Below are 1,037 nucleotides of genomic sequence, written 5' to 3' on the forward strand. Positions count from 1 at the left end.
GTTTCGCCGGATTGGGAAATGGTGATGACCAATTGTTTCGGATCGGCAATCACGTCGCGGTAGCGGTATTCGCTGGCAATTTCGACATCGGTCGGCACTTTGGCGATGGATTCGAGCCAGTATTTGGCGGTCAGCGCGGCATAGTAGGACGTACCGCAAGCAAGGATTTTGATGCTGTGGATGTCGTCGAATACTTCGCGTGCATTCGCGCCGAAGTTTTCAGGCTCAAAACCGCCGTCCAAGAAGACTTCGGCAGTATCGGCGATGGCGCGAGGCTGTTCGTGGATTTCTTTTTGCATGAAGTGGCTGTATGGGCCCAACTCCAAAGAAGCCAAAGACAATTCGGACACTTTAATCGCGCGTTCGGTTTGCGCACCGGTTTTGTCGAGCAGTTTTTCGATGCCGTTTGCGTTCAGCAGGGCGATGTCACCGTCTTCCAAATAAGCGATGCGGCGGGTAAAGGCGATCACGGCGGATACGTCGGAAGCGATGAAGGTTTCTTGGTCGCCCAAGGCCACCAACAGCGGGCAGCCCATGCGCGCAACAACCATTTGTTCAGGGTTGTCTTGTGCGATAACGGCGATAGCGTACGCACCGTGGAAACGGGCAGTCGCAGCTTGAACGGCTTCAAACAGTTTGCCGCCGTTTTGTGTGTATTCGTGGTTGACGCTGTGGGCGATGACTTCGGTATCGGTTTGCGATTCGAAGGTGTAACCCAACGCTTTCAAGCGTTCGCGTTCGGCTTCAAAGTTTTCGATGATGCCGTTGTGGACAACCGCGATCATGCCGCCGGAAATGTGGGGGTGGGCGTTAGGCTCGGTTACGCCGCCGTGGGTTGCCCAACGGGTATGGCCGATGCCGATATGGCCGAACACGCCATTTTCACGTGCTGCATCTTCCATCAGCTGAACACGGCCGACACGGCGGACGCGTTTGATTTTGCCGTCCATGTTTACGGCAATACCCGACGAATCGTAGCCTCGGTATTCAAGGCGTTTGAGACCGTCGGTCAGAAAATCGACTACATTGTGATTGGC

Annotated in this window: 1 protein-coding gene; it reads right to left on the reverse strand. The window is 54.9% G+C overall.

Features of this window, described 5'->3' with window-relative positions; translation table 11 throughout:
* Positions 1-1,037: glutamine--fructose-6-phosphate transaminase (isomerizing) (gene glmS, locus ACTHS3_RS14440; RefSeq protein ID WP_440368299.1), on the reverse strand; the 1,037-nt coding region annotated here is incomplete at both ends.

The organism is Neisseria sp. P0009.S007 (assembly GCF_051962515.1).